6 protein-coding genes are annotated in these 4,245 nt (G+C 48.4%); 1 reads left to right on the top strand and 5 read right to left on the bottom strand.

From position 1 onward, the window contains the following. On the bottom strand, positions 1-379 hold a 379-nt coding region (locus B2751_RS14540), incomplete at its 3' end, for a hypothetical protein (RefSeq protein WP_290775434.1). Beyond that, positions 379-1,395, bottom strand: coding sequence for an A/G-specific adenine glycosylase (gene mutY / locus B2751_RS14535; protein WP_290775432.1), 1,017 nt, complete (start codon positions 1,393-1,395; stop codon positions 379-381). The genes B2751_RS14540 and mutY, both read right to left, overlap by 1 nt. Positions 1,396-1,498: 103 nt before the next feature. On the opposite strand from mutY, the gene B2751_RS14530 reads away from it, so the two are divergent. Continuing rightward, positions 1,499-2,482 (top strand): metal-dependent hydrolase, encoded by a 984-nt coding sequence (locus B2751_RS14530; protein WP_023467308.1) that lies wholly within the window; start codon positions 1,499-1,501, stop codon positions 2,480-2,482. A gap of 45 nt (positions 2,483-2,527) precedes the next feature. Here the strand turns inward: B2751_RS14530 and B2751_RS14525 are convergent, their stop codons facing one another. The 3 genes from B2751_RS14525 to B2751_RS14515 all read right to left on the bottom strand — a co-directional run. Then, positions 2,528-2,800 carry a YfhJ family protein gene (locus B2751_RS14525; protein ID WP_023467307.1) on the bottom strand — a complete coding sequence of 91 codons (273 nt, stop codon included), beginning with the start codon at positions 2,798-2,800 and terminating at the stop codon, positions 2,528-2,530. Then, positions 2,797-3,117, bottom strand: a complete 321-nt coding sequence (locus B2751_RS14520; protein ID WP_023467306.1) for a DUF1811 family protein — start codon at positions 3,115-3,117, stop codon at positions 2,797-2,799. The genes B2751_RS14525 and B2751_RS14520 overlap by 4 nt, the downstream gene beginning before the upstream one ends. 60 nt (positions 3,118-3,177) lie before the next feature. Further along, on the bottom strand, positions 3,178-4,245 hold a 1,068-nt coding region (locus tag B2751_RS14515), incomplete at its 5' end, for an ABC transporter ATP-binding protein (RefSeq protein WP_290775429.1).

Genomic DNA, 4,245 nt, shown 5'->3' with positions numbered 1-4,245 from the left:
TCGGTTTCAAGATGAATGCTTCGATGACGAAGGCAGGTAAGAAGGATGCATACGTCACTTCATCCACAAAATAGACACCCGACGGACGTTCTTCGACCCGGTGGACGTGACACCATGCGCGAAACGGATACGGGACTTTTGTGCCGACATCAACGAAGACATATTCTTCTACGAAAGGAATCCAAGACGTCCATGAGACAAATAGTGGAGAAACTCCGACACGTAGACGAATCGTGTTCCCGGCTCGCGTCCGTGTATCACCCGACGTCTTCACTTGCGGAAATACCGTCAATCGACTTAAGGCCTTGGCGTCACTTAAAAAATCCCAAGCTTGCTTCTTTGATGCATCAACACGTGTCTCAAAACGAAAAGTACGCATTAGATCTCCCCCTTCAATAGTCGATCAATCTTCATTTGCGCGACAGAAATCGGATACGTCGCATACGTTTTCTGATCGACGAGTACTGTCTGATCCGGCTGTTCCGTCACGCGATAGACGGCGATCTCCCAAATCCGGTGTGAGAAGATATGTCGGACGTGCCCGACAAGCGTTCCCTCACGCTCTTCTTCCGCTTCTCGAAGTGGATATTGCCACATACCTGCAAGCAAACCGGTCTCCCCCCGTTGTTCAATTGCGATTTTTCCGTCTGCTTCATAAACAAGAGCGTCATAAGGAATTATTTGCGTCTTCCCTTTCTTCGTCTTCACAGGTAGTTCTTCCTGTGCGTTTCGGTCATATGCAAAACAAACGTCTTGAACAGGACAAAGTCCACACATCGGTGACTTCGGCGTACAGACCATCGCCCCGAGTTCCATCAGACCTTGATTGAAGCTGGACGGGTCAGCCGGATCAATCAATTGATGTACCGCCGCCTCAAACAATTTCCGTGTCTTCGGTGCAGCAATGTCTTCATAAATCCCAAGTACACGCGAGAGGACGCGCATCACATTTCCGTCTACAGCTGGTTCTGCTTGCCCATAAGCAATCGATAGAACCGCTCCTGTCGTATACGGACCGACGCCCTTCAGCTGACTGAACAATTCCTTTTCGTCCGGAACGATTCCATCATATTTTTCAACAACTTCCTGAACCGCGATTTGAAGATTCTTGACACGGGAATAGTACCCTAAGCCCTCCCAGTGCTTCAGGACTTCACTTCGATCCGCTTCTGCTAAGTCATGCGGTGTCGGAAAACGTTTCGTGAAGCGCTCATAATACGGGATGACTGTATCGACGCGTGTTTGTTGAAGCATGATTTCACTAATCCAGATATGATATGGGTTTTTGGTTCTTCGCCACGGGAGATCCCGCTGTTCACGAAGGAACCAGTCAATCAGTTCTGTGGTAAATTGTGTTTTATTAAAGTTTGTGAAATATTCTTGAACGACAGTCAAAAGGTTACCTCTTTTCTCTTGGATACGATATATTTATTAAAAATTACTCGGCAGAACCTCGATGGATTCACCATCACGATTTCATAGAAGGAGCGAATTCGCATTGGATACTGGTACGCATATCGGCATGGGACTTTGTCTCGCCGCCATCTCGACGCTACACCCTGACGTCGCAGCGAGCACGACGATGTTTGCTGCCGTGACGACGACGGCGCTCGTCGGCTCACACGCACCGGACTTCGACACTGTCTTTAAGTTTAAAGGAAACAGCGCCTATTTGCGCCAACATCGCGGAAAATCACACGGATTGATCGCCTTACTCGCCTGGCCGTTATTACTTTCGATCGTCATCGGTACGTTATTCGGTGTACCTCCGACTTCATTATGGCTGATGGCACAGATCGCTGTCGCTCTTCATGTCTTCGTCGATCTGTTTAACGCTTACGGCACACAAGCCTTACACCCGTTCAAAAAATCCTGGATTGGTTGGGGTGTCATCAACACATTTGATCCGTATCTGTTCACGATGTATTATGCCGCGTTCGGGATTTGGTTATTGACGAGAGCGACGATCGTCATCTTCCCGATTTTGATTGCTATCGTCATCATCTACTACGCTGTTCAATTCAAGTTGCGAAATGATGCCCTTGCGACCGCAGCGCGCTATTATCGCGGCGCACATAAGCTCTTCATCTCACCTGGCATGAAATGGGATGAGTGGCATGTCGCGGCACGTTTACGCGATGAGTATTCCGTCGTTAAGATCAACAGTGGAACCGTCGTCGAATGCGGAAACTTCCGGATCAAGGACGAACCCCACGGTGACGCCTTGTACGAAATCGTCAAACAAAACGCGGACTTACAAGCGTTTCTTGAGTTCTCGAAGATTCATACGTATACGGTCTCACGAAAGGATGGCATTGTCGAATACCGCTTCACTAACCTGCGTTACTTCACGAAGGAAGTCTATCCGTTCGTTGCCGTCGTCAGAATCGACGCTGCCACACAAGAAATCGTCAGCTCCTATACGGGTTGGGTATTTAGCGAACGAACTTTGCAGAAAAAACTGTTCATCCCTGCATTATAAAGACAAAGCTCCGCGCAACGGAAATCCCGATGTGCGGAGCTTTGTTCATTCGACGTTTCGACCTGTCATCAAATGCTTGAATTTTTCGTTCGTTGTATTAAACCGGTGTAACATCGCCCCGTGCTGTTTAATCTGCTGCTCGACAAAATGAACCGCAACGGCTTCACCTTGATATTTCTCACCTGCGCGCGCGAGTGTCGCTTCGAAATCTTCCCACAGCACTTCGACCCACGTCAGTGCTTCTTCCGGGGTTAATACTTCATTCACTTGTAATAATTCTTCAGCCAGTTGCTGAAGGGCTTGTTCTCGATTCGTCATGTCTGTTCTCCCTCTCCTGTGAATAACGCGAGCGGAATCGCGACTTCCTGAGCCGTTCCTTCAAAATGTCCCCAACCCATGACGCCATTGACGAAGTGTAACTCAAATCGTGCCTCTTCTCCTTCGATTCGGTAAAAGGCTCCCCGTTCGAATCGTGCCGGATCGATCAAATAACTTTTCGCAATGGCGATTTTTCGCGTCACGACCTCCACTTCGCTGACGTTCCCGTGTTGCTCCGCTTTTCGTTTTTGTTCACTTAATTTCGTGATCAACATCTCAAGCTCGTATTTCGATAATTGACTCATCCGTGTCTCCATTACAAAAACTCCCCCTCTTCGTTTTTCAGTATAAACGAAAAGGAGGAGAAACTGGATGGATTAGCTTGATTTCAATTCAAGATTCCGTTTACTTTGTAACGCATACATTTTCGCATAAATCCCGGACGTTGCAAGGAGCACATCATGGGATCCTCGCTCGACGATCCGACCATGATCGAGAACAAGAATCTCATCCGCATCCTTGATCGTCGACAAGCGATGGGCGATGATGAACGTCGTTCGTCCTTTCGTTAACGTTAACAAGGCATCTTGTATGACCGCTTCGGTTTCCGAGTCAACACTCGCTGTCGCTTCGTCAAGAACTAGGATCGCAGGGTCGAACGCCAGTGCACGAGCAAAGCTGATCAACTGTCGTTCACCCGCTGATAACGTAGCACCTTTTTCGATGACCGGTTCATCGAGTCCGTTTGGTAAACGATCAATGAATCGATCCGCGCCGACGGCTTCGATCGCTTGTCGTACCCGTTCTTCGGAAATATCAGGATTACCGAGTGTGATGTTCGAACGAATCGTTCCCGTGAAGAGGAACGGATCCTGTAAGACGATGCCCATATGTTCACGGACCGCTTGTTTCGGTAAAGTCGTCACGTCCTGTCCATCAATCAATAACTGTCCTTTTGAAGGATCATAGAAACGCATCAGTAGGTTCATGATGGAGCTTTTCCCGCTACCTGTGTGACCGACGAGGGCGATCGTCGCCCCCGGTGCTGCGTCGATTTGAATCTCACGCAACACAGGATTTCCTGCTTCATAACTGAATTCGACGTTATTAAAAGAGACCGCACCTTTGAAACGAGGCACGCGACCTTGTTCGACCGCTTCTCCCTTTTCGTCGAGCAACTGGAACATTCGGTCCGCTGACACGAGCGCTTGTTGTAGCGGTGACAGCTGATTCATGATTTGAGTGACCGGTTCGAATAAACGGGACACGTAATCGATATACGCATATAAGATCCCGAGTGATAAAAACGATCCATTCGTCAGACTTTTTCCGCCGACGACCCAAATCAACAAGGCGAGCGTCAAGTTTTTCAAAAAGTAGGATAAGTTGTGTGACATCAAGGCATCAAGTCGTAACAACTTTGCCCGTGTCTGATAGTTCTCTTC

It is taken from the genome of Exiguobacterium sp. UBA6282, assembly GCF_002440475.1.
GTDB lineage: Bacteria > Bacillota > Bacilli > Exiguobacteriales > Exiguobacteriaceae > Exiguobacterium_A.
This window is presented reverse-complemented; position numbering and strand designations above follow the sequence as displayed.